We start from the raw sequence: 15,159 nt of genomic DNA on the forward strand, positions 1-15,159 counted from the left end.
CGCAGCAGTGACTGTCTGAGGGACGAAGCGAACGGAAATTTTCCGATCGCCCGCTATACCGGAGCAAGTCCGGGCACCTGCCATCAAGACATGTCGGCCGACTGATCAAGGCCACGAGGAGCGAATGACAAGCCGTCCGGAAGCAGAACAAGAAACGACACCTTCCGCCGTTTCCCCCGCACAAGACCAGACAGTGAAGGGCACGAACACACGAAAGGTGTTTGTGCGAACCTACGGCTGTCAGATGAATGTTTATGACAGTGAGCGGATGACCGACGTGCTGGCGCCTGAAGGATTTGAGGCGACGGACGACATGGAAGACGCGGACCTCGTCATCCTCAACACGTGTCACATCCGCGAAAAGGCTGCCGAAAAGGTCTATTCGGAACTGGGCCGGATCCGGAAAGTGAAGCAGGAACGCGCCCGGCACGGCAAGGACATGATGGTCGGTGTCGCCGGATGCGTGGCGCAGGCTGAAGGCGAGGAAATATCCCGGCGCGCTCCGATCGTCGATCTGGTGGTCGGGCCGCAGAGCTACCATCAGCTTCCCGGTCTCCTGTCGAAGGTGCGAAACGGCAACAAGGTTGTGGAAACCGAATTCGATATCGATGCGAAGTTCGATCACCTGTCGGCGCGCGCCGAAAGACCGGTCATGAAACGCCCGCCCGCGGCTTTTTTGACGGTGCAGGAGGGATGCGACAAGTTCTGTACCTTCTGTGTGGTGCCCTACACCAGAGGCGCTGAAGTTTCACGATCCGTCGAGCAGATTGTCGCTGAAGCCGAACGCATGGCGGCAGCGGGCGTGCGCGAGGTCACCTTGCTGGGCCAGAATGTGAACGCCTATCACGGTGAGGCAAAGGACGGATCGATCTGGGGACTTGGTCGTTTGTTGCGCCGGCTTGCGGATATTGACGGCCTGGACCGGCTTCGCTACACCACGAGCCACCCACGGGACATGGATGATGATCTCATCCTGGCGCATCGGGATCTGAAAAGCCTGATGCCCTATCTGCATCTTCCCGTACAGTCCGGCTCCGACAAGATCCTGAAATCCATGAACCGCCGTCATACCAGAGACGAGTATTTCCGGCTGATCGACCGAATTCGCGAAGCCGCTCCGGACATCGCACTTTCGGGCGATTTCATCGTCGGTTTCCCGGACGAAACGGATCAGGACTTCGCAGACACAATGGATCTGATCCGCCGCGTCGAGTACGGCTCTGCATTTTCGTTCAAGTACAGCCAACGTCCTGGAACACCGGGAGCAACGATGGACAATCAGGTGCCCGAAGACGTGAAATCTGCACGGCTCGCCGAACTTCAGGCGCTGATATCCGGGCAGCAGAAAGCCTTCAACGCATCGCGTCGCGGAATGGTCTGCGATGTCCTTCTCGAAAAGAAGGGACGCAATCCAGGCCAGATTGTCGGCAAATCTCCCTGGCTGCAGCCGGTACAGCTGGATGCAGCGGAAGACCTGATCGGCAGCATACAAGCGGTGGAAATCGTTGAGATCGGATCTAATTCGCTGTTCGGGCAATTGATTGCCGGGCAAGATGATCATGCGAATCCCGGTTTACCCCGGCTACGCTCTAAAGGAGACGTCATTTGACGCGCGACAGCTCTTCTTCCCGCAAGCAAACGGATCAAGCTGCATCCTCCGGTTCGGCGTCCGACGCGACGCACATCGTGCTTGCGTTTGAAGACAACCGTCTGATTGGGGATCTGTTCGGTCAGTTCGACCAGAATCTCGCGCTGATCGAACAGCGGGTCGGCGTCGACGCCATCGCCAGGGGCAATCAGGTAACACTGAAAGGTTCCCAGGCTGGCTGCGCCCAGGCGCGTACCGCACTCGAGGCGTTGTATCAACGGCTCTTGCAGGGTCAGGAAATTCATCCTGGCGACGTGGACGGTGCTCTTCGGATGGCCGCCGCCGCCGAGGCGCAGCTGCCGTTGCCAACCCTTGAGCCGAAGTCGCGGCTTGCCTTTGCCCAGATCGCCACCCGGCGCAAGACGATCGTGGCTCGGACCCCGACACAGGATGCCTATATCCGCTCGATGGACCGGGCCGACCTTATTTTCGGCACCGGCCCTGCCGGAACCGGCAAGACCTTCCTTGCTGTTGCCTATGCTGCAGCCCTGCTGGAGCGTGGTGACGTTGCGCGTCTGATCCTGTCCCGCCCGGCAGTGGAAGCTGGCGAGCGTCTTGGGTTCCTTCCTGGCGAAATGAAAGACAAGGTCGATCCGTACCTGCGGCCGATCTACGATGCACTTTACGAGATGATGCCTGCGGAAAAGGTCGACCGTGGACTCCAGTCCGGCATGATCGAAGTCGCGCCGCTCGCATTCATGCGCGGACGGACTTTGTCGAACGCTGTCGTTCTGCTGGACGAGGCCCAGAACACGACGTCGATGCAGATGAAGATGTTTCTGACCCGCCTTGGCGAAGGTTCGAAAATGATTGTCACTGGCGATCCCAGTCAGATCGACCTTCCGGCCGGCCAGAAATCGGGTCTTCGGGAGGCACTAGGCCTGTTGACCGATATTCAGGCAGTCTCCCATATCCGCTTCAACGAAACGGATGTTGTCCGTCACGAACTCGTCGGCAGGATCGTGACAGCCTACGACAACGCGTCGCGCGAGGAATCCCAGGCCCGTGAGCGGCAATACGCGGATCGCCGGCGCGAAACCGGAAGCGACAAGACGACATCCCGATCACCCAAGGTGGCAGCATCCTGAAATGGCTGAGCCGAAATGACAGAGGTGCTGCCCGAGGGATTTCAAGTCGACCTGTCGATAGAGGCCGGTGATTGGCCCACGAAGGAAGAGCTTGAGCCGCTTGCCGTGCGCGCGATAGGCGCGGCATTTGCAAGTGCGAACCTGCAGGTATTGAAACACACCGAAGTCTCGCTGCTTTTCACGGACGATACCGCGATCCGAAAACTGAATGGTCAATGGCGGAACAAGGACAAGCCGACAAATGTTCTGTCGTTCCCGGGCAGTGATCCGAAAGGGGATGCCTACGGGCCGCTTCTGGGCGATATCGTTTTCGGCTACGAGACCATTTCACTCGAAGCAAAGGAGATGGGAGTTGAATTCTCCGATCACATTTCCCATTTGACCGTTCATGGTTTGCTTCATCTTTTCGACTATGATCATCAGGAAAGTGACGAAGCCGAATTGATGGAAAGTCTTGAAAAGACCATTCTGGCGTCGATAGACATTGATGACCCTTACGCCGACAGCCCTCTTGTGGGAGACGGTGAATAGATGGCATCATGGGGCATAAAGTTCTTGTATTGATAGATGATGAGCGCAGTTGAACCGCAAAGTCCGGCGGGCGAGCCCAAGGCCACCGAGGCCGGACAATCTCCTGATGGAGAAGATCCGCAACAGACAAAGCCGCAGCGGACTGCGGCCTTTCTCGACAAATTCAAACGCGTTTTGCGCTTGGGGCGCCAGTCCTCGAGCCTTCGCGAAAACCTCCAGGACGAGTTGGCGCGCGAAGGAAGCGGCGACGCTGCCTTCTCTCCGGAAGAACGCCTTTTGCTCGGCAACATCTTGCGATTGCGCGAGTTGCGGGTCGACGATGTCATGATCCCGCGTGCCGATATCGATGCGGTAGATCTTGACACCAGCCTCAGCAGACTGATGGAGCTCTTTCAAAAGAGTGGCCACTCGCGCATGCCGGTCTATGAGGAAACGCTGGACGATCCCCGCGGCATGGTTCACATCAAGGACCTTATGGCGTTTATTGCCGAGCGGGGAGCAAGCAGACGCGTTGCAACTGCTGTGGAAAATGGCAGCGCCAGGGAAATGGAATTCGCGCCTCTTGAAAACGGCTCGGCCCGTAAGGGCCACAATGCACCGGACCTGGATCTGTCCTGCGTCGACCTGTCGGTCACGCTGAAGGAAACGGATCTGTTGAGGAACCTCCTGTTTGTTCCGCCATCAATGCCGGCAACCGATCTGATGGCGAAAATGCAGGCAGGCCGTATCCAGATGGCGGTTGTTATCGACGAGTATGGCGGTACCGACGGCCTCGTTTCGCTGGAGGACCTCGTAGAGGAAGTCGTCGGCGATATTGAAGACGAACATGATGAAGACGAGGAGGCCATGCTTGCCTCCGCAGAAGAAGGCGTCTGGATCGCCGATCCCAGATTGCCGCTGGAAGACCTCGACAAGGCTCTTGGAACACATCTGAACGACGGTGAAATTTCCGAAGATGTCGATACGCTCGGAGGCCTGCTCTATGTCACAATCGGACGGGTTCCGGTACGCGGGGAACTCTTGTTCGTGCCCGGCGAAGTTCCTGGTTTCGAATTCGAGGTTATGGACGCGGATCCCAGACGCATCAAGCGCCTGAAGATCCGGCGAAGGCGCGCCGAGCCGAGACCTCAGGACCTGAGGCGGAGGCCGAAAAAAACGGGTGCGATTCAGGGCGAAGCATCAGCGGGAACGAGTGCCGAGGCGGTGTCAGAGCGGTCGGCATCCCCCGACAGCAGCACCTGAGCAAAGACAATTTCCGATAGCACAGGTCAGCCCGCGGGATATTAGCGCTTGACCGGTCCGCACTGAGCCGACAAATCTCCATGCCTGGCTTGGGGATCGGTATCAATGAACTGGTTAGCGCAAAAACTGTCTGTCTTTCCAAACACGTTTTTGCTGGCTTGGGGATGGCCGCGACGTTTCCTTTGCCTGATTTGCGGTGCGCTCACAGCTTTCGCCCTGCCACCCTACGATGTTTCCCCCGTGTTGCTGATCACCTTACCGGGCCTGGTGTGGATGCTGGACGGTGCGCTGGAACCGGGAAGCGGGCAAAGGCGGGCAAGAGCACGGGCCGGGTTCGCGCTGGGCTGGTTGTTTGGCTTTGGTTATTTCCTGTCCGGCCTTTGGTGGATCGGCGCTGCCTTTCTCGTGGAAGCCGATCGTTTTGCCTGGCTCATGCCTTTCGCCGTCGTTGCGATGCCGGCCGGACTTGCGCTTTTCACGGCCGCAGGTGTCGCCCTTGCTGCTGTTTTCTGGAGCGATCGGTTCAGCCGCATACTGTTACTCGCAGCCTGTCTGACACTGGCAGACTGGGGTCGTGGCCATTTTCTGACGGGATTTCCGTGGAATGCATTTGGCTATGGCGTTTCGGACTATCTGGTACTTGTTCAGGTCGCAAGTCTGTTCGGCATCTACGGGTTGACCTTTCTGGTCATCGCAATTGGCGCCGCTCCTGCAATGCTTGCCGATGCAAAACCGTTTCACAAGCGCATCAATGCCATCCTGGTTGCTTCAGCGGCTTTTGTTGTCGTCATGGTCTATGGGTCGCTGCGGGTCTGGTCGGTTGAGCCGCAGAACACCGCGCTTGATATCCGGATAGTACAGCCCGCGATCGATCAGAAGGACAAGTGGCGACCGGACCTCAAGGAAGAGATTTTTCAAACCTATCTGGACATGACCGAAGCGCCGCTTGGCGGTGACGCCCGGGTCGGTCAGCAGCGACTGGTCGTCTGGCCCGAATCGGCCCTTCCCTTTCTCCTGACGCAGGAACCGGGTGCTCTCTTTCGCATCGGTCTGGCGCTTGGTGAGAACACGGAACTTGTAACCGGCGCCGTTCGGGCAGAGACAGGGGACAAAGGCATTGAATACTTCAATAGCGTCTTTGTCGTAGCTGGCGACGGCACGGTAAAAGGCCTTTACGACAAGGTCCGGTTGGTTCCATTTGGGGAATTTGTCCCGCTCAAACCTTTGCTGGAAAGAATCGGAATTACCAATCTTGCAGGTCCGATGGATGGTTTCCAAGCCGGCTATCAGCAGCGTGTACTGTCCACTTCCGATAGTTTCAGTTTTCTACCCCTGATTTGCTATGAAGCGATTTTTCCGGGGGTTGGCGCGGGGGAATCCGCAGAACCGTCCTTCCTCTTGAATGTGACCAACGACGCCTGGTTTGGTCGGACACCAGGTCCTTACCAGCATTTTGCCCAGGCGCGCATGAGAGCCGTCGAAACGGGACTTCCCCTTGTAAGAGCCGCAAATACGGGTATTTCGGCGGTTGTTGATGGCAGGGGGGCTGTTGTTAACGAGTTGGTAATATTCGAGCGAGGTGTTGTCGATGCAAAGCTTCCACAGAGTTTTGGCAAAACCCTCTACGGCAGTTTTGGCGATCTTCCAGTGTTGTTTATTTCAATAACACTTGTGGTATTTGCGGGTACTTCAAAATACAACCGCTACTCGCGTAAAAATTGATTTTTTTTGTTTGAGTTGAGTGATTAAAGTGTGATACAACCGTGAAATCGCCGATTGAAGGTTGATTCATGTGCAAGTGAGGGGTTGCGGGCTCGCTTTATTCTCTTGGGTCTCGTGGGAGGACTTGGAGATGCTTGTACAGACGAAAACGAGCGGACATTCGCCAAGAGAAAAAGAAAGAGCGACGTAAATGCCCAGTAAGAAATCACCAAATCCAATTGACATACACGTCGGCAGCCGTGTTCGCCTCAGGCGGATGATGCTCGGCATGAGTCAGGAAAAACTGGGTGAAAGCCTAGGCATCACCTTCCAGCAAATACAAAAATACGAAAAAGGCACGAACCGTATTGGCGCCAGCCGCCTGCAGCACATTGCGACTGTTCTGAAAGTGCCGGTTTCCTTCTTCTTCGAGGATGCACCGGGGACACCTGAGGAAGCGGAAGGCTTTGGAGAGACGCAGCCCACATCCTATGTGGTTGATTTCCTGTCGTCGTCCGAAGGTCTGTCACTGAACAAAGCTTTTGTACGTATTGAAGATCCCAAGGTGCGACGCCGGATCGTCGATCTTGTGCGTTCTCTTGGCGGTGACGACTGAGAATTTTGCACAATACGCTTGACGCAGCGAAAAACTTCTAAGATTGATGCACCTGAAGCGGCGATGTCATTTGCCGCTTCAGCTATATTCATTCCCAGAAGGACGATCGCCAATGGCACGTCAGAATTACCTGTTTACATCTGAATCCGTGTCCGAAGGACATCCGGACAAAGTCTGCGACCGCATTTCAGATGCAGTTGTTGACGCTTATCTCAAGGAAATGCCTGAAGCGCGCGTTGCCTGTGAAACCCTGGCAACCACCAATCGCATCGTGGTTGCCGGTGAGACGCGCGGCCCGGCAAGCATTACCAACGATTACATCGCTCATCTTGCCCGTATGGCCGTCAAGGATATCGGATATGAGCAGGATGGCTTCCATTGGGAGAACTGCGATGTCGCGGTTCATCTCCATGCGCAATCGGCGCACATCGCGCAGGGCGTTGATGCTGGTGGCAACAAGGATGAGGGCGCTGGCGACCAGGGCATCATGTTCGGGTACGCTTGCCGCGAGACCGAAGAACTGATGCCGGCTCCGATCCTCTACTCCCACAGAATCTTGAGTCTTCTGGCTGATGCACGAAAGTCCGGCAAGGAGCCGGTTCTCGGCCCGGACGCAAAAAGTCAGGTAACGGTTCGCTACGAGAACGGTGTCCCTGTTGCGGCAACATCGATTGTTCTGTCGACACAGCACCTGGATCCCGCGCTGACATCTGAAGATGTTCGCAGGATTGTTGAGCCCTATATTCGCACAGCGCTTCCAGATGGCTGGATCACCGGTGAAACTGCCTGGCACGTGAACCCGACGGGCGCTTTCGTCATTGGCGGCCCCGATGGTGATGCCGGACTTACCGGCCGCAAGATCATCGTCGACACGTATGGTGGCGCTGCACCGCATGGCGGCGGTGCCTTTTCCGGCAAGGACCCGACAAAGGTTGACCGGTCTGCAGCCTATGCTGCGCGATACCTTGCGAAAAATGTTGTCGCTGCGGATCTGGCTGACCGTTGCACCATTCAGTTGTCCTACGCGATTGGCGTGTCCGAACCGCTTTCGGTCTATGTCGATCTGCACGGAACGGGCCGCTGCGACGAAGCCAGACTTGAGTCAACGCTTCGCGATGTCATGGGTTTGAGTCCGCGTGGTATTCGAGAGCATCTGAACCTCAACAAACCGATTTATGAGCGCACTGCTGCTTACGGCCATTTTGGCCGTCAACCGGATGCCGACGGTGGGTTCTCTTGGGAAAAAACGGATCTTGTTGACACTCTGCGTCCGCTTGCTGGGTAAATCCCTTCAAGACGCATCGAGATCCCGAACAATCAGATCGCCGGTTTCGTGCCGGCGATCTGCTGCTTTAAGATACAGCTTGTATTGAGATGACCGACCGCTACGAAGGTTCTTTTTTCGGCCGCCGCAAGGGCAAGCCGTTGAGCCCGCGCCGCGAGGCGCTTATGGAAAATGAGCTGCCGCGCCTGATCCTCGATCTGGACCGTTCTGCTCCTGCAGATCTCAGGGATCTGTTTGAGGCAGATGTAAAGGATACCTGCCTCGAAGTAGGTTTCGGCGGCGGAGAGCATTTGCTGCACAGGGCGCGCACCAGCCCCGAAACGGGGTTTATCGGTATCGAGCCGTTTGTCGGCAGCATGGCAAAAGCGGTTGTTGCGGTGGTCGAGGAAGGTCTGCAAAACGTCAGGCTTTATGATGACGATGCCGTCAATGTGTTGGATTGGCTCCCTCGGTCGTCGCTGGACCTGGCCTATCAGCTTTACCCGGATCCCTGGCCAAAAAAGCGGCACTGGAAGCGCAGATTCATCAACCCGCAGAATCTGGACCGCTACGCTCGCGTGTTGAAACATGGAAGTGAATTCCGCTTTGCCAGTGACATTGACACCTATATCGACTGGACCTTGCGCCACTGCCGGGACCACCATGCTTTCGATTGGCGTGCCGAGACCGCAGCCGACTGGAAAACGCCCTGGCATGACTGGCCGGGAACCCGGTATGAAGCCAAGGCGATCCGCGAGGGCCGTGCAGGGCGCTATCTGACTTTCCTGCGCACCTGACGCAACGCGAAAACTCCCGGGAAACTGCCCGCGTCCAGAGACCGGAAAAGTTCTTTTGCGGATTCGATGCAGGAGACTTGCTTTCAGACTGCCTTTGGCGTTATACAGCCCGTGTTTCACCTCAAACGGCTTAATCAGAGCGTTTTGAGAGTGGGCCCGCCGGGGACCCGCTCTTTTTTGCTTAAGCACAGGCCGGGAACGTACGAACCAAGCAGGATAGCCTTATGTAGACCGATGAACGGCGCATCTGATGCTAATGACCGGAAACGGTTTTGACAGGAGCCAAGTGTGAGCGCACACGAACCGAGAATTGTTACGGAGCAGGGCCTTGATGCCCGTGTTGCCGCAATTGTTGAGCCGGTGATCGAGGATCTCGGCTTTCGTCTTGTGCGCACCAAGATCAGCGCGGCCAATGGCTGCACGCTTCAGATCATGGCTGAACGCCCGGATGGCACGATGACGGTTGAGGATTGTGAATCAGTCAGCCGTGCCGTGTCCCCTGCACTTGACGTCGAGGACCCGATCAATCGGGCCTATCATCTGGAAGTTTCTTCTCCTGGAATTGACCGCCCGCTCGTGCGTGCTGGTGATTTTGATCGCTGGTCCGGACATGAGTTGAAAGTGGAAATGGCCGTCATGCTTGATGGCCGGAAGCGATTCCGGGGAACCTTGCTCGGCGCTGCTGCCGGCGCGGCGAAAGTTCGCCTGCCCGACGCGCGCGAAGGTGAGGACGAAACGGTGTCTCTGCCATTGGAGAACATCGGAGAGGCCAAGCTTGTTCTCACCGACGAATTGATTACCGCGGCTCTTCAGGCGGAAAAGGCTGCGCTTGCAGCCCGAGGCCAGGAAGATGACCTGACACAGGACAACGCGCCCAACTAGGCATCCGGCTTAGCGGCGAAAAGAAATGCGCCAAAAAGACCAAGGCACGAACCTGGCGCAAGAGGAGTGGAATATGGCAATCAGCGCGAACCGGCTGGAACTGCTGCAAATTGCTGATGCGGTTGCCCGGGAGAAGTCGATCGACCGGATGATCGTGATCAACGCGATGGAAGATGCGATCCAGAAGGCAGCCCGCTCCCGCTACGGCACGGAAACCGAAGTGCGCGCTGAGATCAATCCGAAGACCGGTGAGATCCGTTTGCAGCGCCTTTTGCAGGTTGTTGAAGCGGTTGAAAATGTGTCGACCGATATTTCTCTCGCCGATGCACTGGTACGGAACCCGGAAGCCAGTCTTGGCGATTTCATCGCCGAACCGCTGCCACCGCTCGATTTTGGTCGTATTGCCGCACAATCCGCCAAACAGGTGATTGTTCAGAAAGTGCGCGAGGCCGAGCGCGACCGTCAGTTCGATGAATTCAAGGACCGCGTCGGTGACGTCATCAACGGTGTTGTGAAACGTGCTGAATACGGCAATGTCATTGTCGATCTGGGCCGTGGCGAAGGCATCGTGCGCCGGGATGAACTGATCCCGCGTGAGATCTTCCGGACCGGTGATCGCATTCGCGCATTCATTTATGATGTGCGCCGCGAACAGCGTGGACCGCAGATATTCCTCTCCCGCACCCACCCGCAATTCATGGCAAAGCTGTTTGCACAGGAAGTGCCGGAAATTTATGACGGCGTTATCGAGATCAAGTCGGTTGCCCGCGATCCAGGGTCACGCGCGAAGATCGCGGTGATTTCGAAGGACTCTTCCATCGACCCTGTCGGGGCCTGTGTCGGTATGCGCGGTAGCCGCGTTCAGGCGGTTGTCGGTGAGCTGCAGGGTGAGAAAATCGATATCATTCCCTGGAACGACGAAGCAGCGACCTTCATCGTCAATGCACTTCAGCCGGCGGAAGTCGCAAAGGTTGTTCTGGATGAAGACGCCGAGCGTATTGAAGTTGTCGTACCCGATGACCAATTGTCGCTTGCGATCGGTCGCCGTGGTCAAAATGTGCGTCTCGCCTCCCAGTTGACGGGTTGGGCGATCGATATCATGACCGAGCAGGAAGAGTCGGACCGGCGCCAGAAAGAATTCCTCGAACGCTCACAGCTCTTCATGGAAGCGCTCAACGTGGACGAGATGGTTGGCCAGTTGCTGGCAACCGAAGGCTTCACGTCCGTTGAAGAAGTCGCCTACGTGGAGATTGAGGAAATTTCCATGATCGAGGGTTTCGACGATGATACTGCCGTTGAGATCCAGGCGCGTGCGCGCGACTATCTCGGCGAATTGGAAGCCAAGCTAGATGAGGAGCGGATCGAACTGGGAGTGTCAGACGAACTCCGTTCGATTGACGGTCTTACGACAGCGATGCTGGTCGCCCTCGGCAAGGAAGACATCAAGTCGATGGAAGACCTCGCCGGTTGTGCGGCAGACGACCTTGTCGGCTGGACAGAGCGCAAGGATGGCGAAACCAAACGTTTCGAAGGAGCGTTGTCCGGTTCAGACGTGTCTCGCGTTGATGCTGAAAACATGGTAATGGCGGCGCGTCTTGCAGCTGGCTGGATTACCGAGGAAGAGCTCGCAGCGATGGCAGCCGAAGCGGAAGAAATCGAAGAGGAAGTGGAAGAGGTCGTCGAGTTGCCAGAAGAAGAAGCACCGAGCGGCGCTATTCTGAACGGCTGATAACGACTGCGCCTTTTTTGGGAATTTGTGTCGATCGGCTGTTAGTTGAACGAAATCGGACAACGGTCGATTGATCTGAAGGAGTGGCTGCGTGCCGAGGAAGAATGAACCCACCGAGCGGCAATGTGCCGTGACAAGGGAGGTTCAACCCGTTAGTTCGCTGATCCGGTTCGTGCTTGACCCCGAAGGGCAGGTGGTTCCGGACCTGAAGCGGACGCTCCCGGGACGCGGTGTTTGGGTAACGGCGACAATGGAAAGTGTCGCTGCTGCCGAGAAAAGCCGGAAGAAGGTGTTCGGCCGGGGGTTCAAGAGTGAGGCCCTGATCGAAACCGGACTGGCGGATCGCGTGGATGCGCTTCTGCAAAGGGTGGCGCTACAGGCGCTTTCCATGACGCGCAAGGCCGGCGAACTCGTCACTGGCTACGCAAAGGTTGAAGCAGCCTTGCGGCGCGACGCCGTTGTTGGGCTGATCCATGCCTCGGATGCTGCCGGGGATGGAATACGCAAGCTGGCGGCAGTAGCTGCTGGCAGAGAAGAACTGGCAAACGGATGCCAAATCGTCCGTTTGTTCGATTCGACCCAATTGGATTTGGCATTGGGCCGGTCAAATGTGATACATGCTGCACTGCTTGCGGGACAAGCGAGTGAAAACTTTCTGGCACGAGTGCGTGACATGGAGCGTTTTCGCGGGTATTCCGCAGCAAGCGACGAACAGAGCAACGCATAGCAGGGCGGTTGCGCAGGACTGAAGGCAATATGAGCGATACGAAAAATCCGGGCGACAAAACTATCAGCGTTGAGCGTGGCAAGACTCTTGGCCTTAAGCGTGGGGGCGGCGATCAGGGAACTGTTCGGCAATCTTTTTCGCATGGCCGGTCGAAGGCCGTCGTCGTGGAGAAGAAGAAGCGCCGTGTTGTAATTCCGGGTCAGGACCCGAAACCGGAAGCGCCCGCGCCGACGACACAGCGTCTTGAAAAACCCTCCGAAGCTCCGCGCAAGCCGCAACAACCCGACCCGCAGGCAGCCAAGCAGGCCCGCCGCGCTGCCTCTGGTCAGCGCCAGAAGGGTAACGGCAACGTGCTGCGCACCTTGACCAAGGAAGAAGCTGCGGCCCGTGCTGCTGCGCTTCAGATGGCCAAGGAACGGGAAGTTGTCGAGCGCAAGCAGCGCGAAGAGGACGAAAAGCGCAGGGCAGTGGAAGCTGCGCAGCGCCAGGCGGAAGAAGAAGAACGTGCCAAGGTAGAGGCGCAAGAGCGTGCACAGCGCGAAGCTGAAGAAGCGCGTCATGCCGAGGAAAAGGCCAAGGCGGAGCCAGCAAGTGCTGAAGCTCCCGGTGACGCCGAGCAACGCGAACCAGCCGGTGCTGATGCCCAAAAAGCGGCAGCAGCCGGCAGGGAAGCTCAGCGCAGACCTGCTCCATCCAACGGCAACAAACCGCGTAGCCTGGATGACATGGGCAAGCGCAAGACCGCGCCGTCGCCACGTCCCAAACCCGAAGCACAGCCTGCGGCACCGGAAGACGATCGCGCGAACAAGGGCTTGCGCTCTGTCAAACGGCCCAAGCAGGCGCCGACGCCGACCACGCGCCCGCGCGCTGGTGACGACCGCCGCCGTTCGAAACTAACGATTTCCGCGGCAACGGGAGGCGATGACGGACAGCGTGCACGCTCTCTTGCGTCGATGCGCCGCCGTCAGGAAAAGGCCAAGCGTGGTCAGCAGCAGGTTGTTCGCGAAAAAATTTCGCGCGAAGTCACACTGCCTGAAGCAATTACGATCCAGGAACTCGCCAACCGTATGGCTGAGCGTGCCGTGGATGTGATCAAGCTGCTGATGAAGCAGGGCCAGATGCTCAAGATCAACGACGTGATCGACGCCGATACGGCAGAACTGATCGCGGAAGAGATGGGCCATACGGTCAAGCGCGTTTCCGAGGCGGATGTTGAAGAGGGTCTCTTCACGCAGGAAGATGACACATCGACACTGCAATCACGTCCGCCGGTCGTGACGATCATGGGGCACGTCGACCACGGCAAGACATCCTTGCTCGACGCGATCCGCAAATCCAAGGTCGTTACAGGTGAAGCCGGCGGCATCACGCAGCATATCGGTGCCTATCAGGTCGATCAGGATGGTCAGAAGATCACCTTCATCGATACTCCGGGCCACGCTGCGTTCTCGCAGATGCGTGCCCGCGGCGCGAAATCGACCGATATCGTCATTCTCGTAGTAGCTGCCGATGACGGCGTCATGCCGCAGACCAAGGAAGCGATTGCGCACGCCAAGGCGGCCGAAGCACCGATCATTGTTGCCATCAACAAGATCGACAAGCCCGGAGCCGATCCGAACCGTGTGCGCACGGAACTGCTGAGCGAGGAACTCGTCACGGAATCCATGGGCGGTGACATCATCGATGTCGAGGTTTCCGCTCTCAATGGAACCAATCTCGACAAGTTGCTTGAAATGATCCTGCTGCAGGCTGAGGTTCTGGAACTTCAGGCCAATCCTGAACGTACAGCCGAGGGTATCGTCATTGAAGCCCAGCTCGACCGCGGCCGCGGACCGGTTGCGACGGTGCTGGTTCAAAAGGGTACGCTCAAGCCTGGTGACATTCTGGTAGCCGGCTCCGAGTGGGGCCGCGTCAGGGCAATGCTCGACGAGAATGGCAAACAGGTGAAGGAAGCGGGTCCGGCCAAGCCGGTCGAGGTTCTCGGGTTCCAGGGAACACCTGCCGCAGGTGATCAGGTGGCTGTTGTTGAAAACGAGGCTCGCGCCCGTGAAATCACCGACTACCGCCTGCGTCAGATCCGAGAGAAGGCCTCTGTGGTCGCCTCCGGTGCCCGCGGCTCTCTTGAGCAGATGATGAACCGTCTTCAGGAGACCGGCCGTAAGGAATTCCCGCTGGTTCTGAAGGCAGACGTGCAGGGATCGGCAGAAGCGATAGCACATGCGCTACACGAACTCGGTACCGAGGAAGTGGGTGCACGTATCCTGCTGTCCGGTGTTGGCGGGATCACGGAAAGCGACATTACGCTGGCCGCGGCCTCCAACGCACCGATCCTCGGGTTCAACGTGCGCGCCAACAAGCAGGCTCGTGAGGCGGCGTCCCGCGACGGTATCGAGGTTCGCTACTACAATGTGATCTACGACCTGGTGGACGACATCAAGGCTGCCATGTCCGGACTGTTGTCGCCGGAACGTCGCGAAACCTTCCTCGGAAATGCGGAGATCAAGGAGATCTTCCATATTTCCAAAGTCGGCAAGGTGGCGGGTTGTCTGGTCACGGAGGGTGTCGTCGAACGTGGTGCAAATGTCCGCCTTATTCGCGACGACGTGGTTATCCACGAAGGCGAACTCGGCACGCTCAAGCGCTTCAAGGACGAGGTCAAGACGGTCGAATCCGGTCAGGAATGCGGCATGAACTTCGTCAAGTACCAGGACATGCGCCCGGGCGACATCATCGAGTGTTTCCGTGTCGAGCAGATCGCAAGAACGCTCTGACACCAGGGAGACTCTCTTCATTCCGGAAAGGTGCGGCTCTTGCCGCACACCGACCCGGAAACCAGAATTGAGGGCGCGCGAAAGCGCGCTCTTTTTAGTTGGCCGCGCCTTTGGCGCAGCATAGGCCGGTTTCCTCAAAAACCCTGCAGCCTGGCTGCAAGTG

12 protein-coding genes are annotated in these 15,159 nt (G+C 57.5%); all 12 read left to right on the forward strand.

Going from position 1 to position 15,159, the window contains the following annotated elements:
- The first annotated feature begins 124 nt into the window (after window positions 1-124).
- The 12 genes from miaB to infB all read left to right on the forward strand — a co-directional run bounded on the left by miaB (window position 125) and on the right by infB (window position 14,996).
- Entirely contained in the window at window positions 125-1,609 is a 1,485-nt protein-coding gene (gene miaB / locus LA5095_RS22600) for a tRNA (N6-isopentenyl adenosine(37)-C2)-methylthiotransferase MiaB (RefSeq protein WP_055119133.1), read from the forward strand.
- Window positions 1,606-2,736: a PhoH family protein gene (locus tag LA5095_RS22605; RefSeq protein WP_209012216.1), complete on the forward strand. Its 1,131-nt coding sequence runs from the start codon at window positions 1,606-1,608 to the stop codon at window positions 2,734-2,736. Before miaB ends, LA5095_RS22605 begins: the two co-directional genes overlap by 4 nt.
- A 15-nt stretch (window positions 2,737-2,751) precedes the next feature.
- On the forward strand, window positions 2,752-3,267 hold the full coding sequence (ybeY, locus tag LA5095_RS22610) for an rRNA maturation RNase YbeY (RefSeq protein ID WP_055119135.1): 516 nt from the start codon (window positions 2,752-2,754) through the stop codon (window positions 3,265-3,267).
- Window positions 3,268-3,303: 36 nt separating this feature from the next.
- The gene (locus LA5095_RS22615) at window positions 3,304-4,509 is read left to right on the forward strand and encodes a hemolysin family protein (RefSeq protein WP_055119137.1); all 1,206 of its coding nucleotides are present in this window, start codon (window positions 3,304-3,306) and stop codon (window positions 4,507-4,509) included.
- A gap of 105 nt (window positions 4,510-4,614) precedes the next feature.
- Entirely contained in the window at window positions 4,615-6,231 is a 1,617-nt protein-coding gene (lnt, locus tag LA5095_RS22620; RefSeq protein ID WP_082442538.1) for an apolipoprotein N-acyltransferase, read from the forward strand.
- 190 nt (window positions 6,232-6,421) lie between these two features.
- Window positions 6,422-6,826 (forward strand): helix-turn-helix domain-containing protein, encoded by a 405-nt coding sequence (locus LA5095_RS22625; RefSeq protein WP_029064139.1) that lies wholly within the window; start codon window positions 6,422-6,424, stop codon window positions 6,824-6,826.
- Window positions 6,827-6,938: 112 nt separating this feature from the next.
- Complete coding sequence (gene metK / locus LA5095_RS22630; RefSeq protein ID WP_055119139.1) at window positions 6,939-8,111, forward strand: methionine adenosyltransferase; 1,173 nt, start codon at window positions 6,939-6,941, stop codon at window positions 8,109-8,111.
- Between the two features lie 89 nt (window positions 8,112-8,200).
- A complete protein-coding gene (gene trmB, locus LA5095_RS22635; RefSeq protein ID WP_055119141.1) occupies window positions 8,201-8,887 on the forward strand; it encodes a tRNA (guanine(46)-N(7))-methyltransferase TrmB in 687 nt (228 codons plus the stop codon).
- Between the two features lie 288 nt (window positions 8,888-9,175).
- Window positions 9,176-9,769, forward strand: a complete 594-nt coding sequence (gene rimP, locus LA5095_RS22640) for a ribosome maturation factor RimP (RefSeq protein WP_055119144.1) — start codon at window positions 9,176-9,178, stop codon at window positions 9,767-9,769.
- Between the two features lie 73 nt (window positions 9,770-9,842).
- Entirely contained in the window at window positions 9,843-11,498 is a 1,656-nt protein-coding gene (gene nusA / locus LA5095_RS22645; RefSeq protein ID WP_055119729.1) for a transcription termination factor NusA, read from the forward strand.
- A 91-nt stretch (window positions 11,499-11,589) separates the two neighbouring features.
- Window positions 11,590-12,225, forward strand: a complete 636-nt coding sequence (locus LA5095_RS22650; RefSeq protein WP_029064144.1) for an RNA-binding protein — start codon at window positions 11,590-11,592, stop codon at window positions 12,223-12,225.
- 29 nt (window positions 12,226-12,254) lie between these two features.
- The gene (infB, locus tag LA5095_RS22655; RefSeq protein ID WP_055119145.1) at window positions 12,255-14,996 is read left to right on the forward strand and encodes a translation initiation factor IF-2; all 2,742 of its coding nucleotides are present in this window, start codon (window positions 12,255-12,257) and stop codon (window positions 14,994-14,996) included.
- Window positions 14,997-15,159 lie beyond the last annotated feature (163 nt).

The organism is Roseibium album, assembly GCF_001404515.1.
Taxonomy (GTDB): Bacteria; Pseudomonadota; Alphaproteobacteria; order Rhizobiales; family Stappiaceae; genus Roseibium; species Roseibium album.